General features: G+C 59.6%; 1 protein-coding gene. It reads left to right on the top strand.

Translation table 11 applies throughout. From position 1 onward, the window contains the following. Nucleotides 1-84 precede the first annotated feature (84 nt). Nucleotides 85-223: VOC family protein (locus E4K09_RS26060; protein WP_193557359.1), on the top strand; the 139-nt coding region annotated here is incomplete at its 3' end.

Below are 223 nucleotides of genomic sequence, written 5' to 3'. Positions count from 1 at the left end.
TCGGCAAAACGCATTTGGCGCGTGACCTGGTCGCGGAAGACTTCGCCTAACCCTACTTTCGGTCGGAAGCAATGGAGCATTCCCATGAAGCTGACCGGCATTCATCATCTCACCGCCGTGACCGCCGATGCCTCAGGCAACCACGCCTTCTACACGCAGGCCCTCGGCATGCGGCTCGTCAAGAAGACCGTGAACCAGGACGACGTGAGCGCCTATCACCTCT

This window comes from Microvirga pakistanensis, from assembly GCF_004458765.1.
GTDB classification, from domain to species: domain Bacteria; phylum Pseudomonadota; class Alphaproteobacteria; order Rhizobiales; family Beijerinckiaceae; genus Microvirga; species Microvirga pakistanensis.
This window is presented reverse-complemented; position numbering and strand designations above follow the sequence as displayed.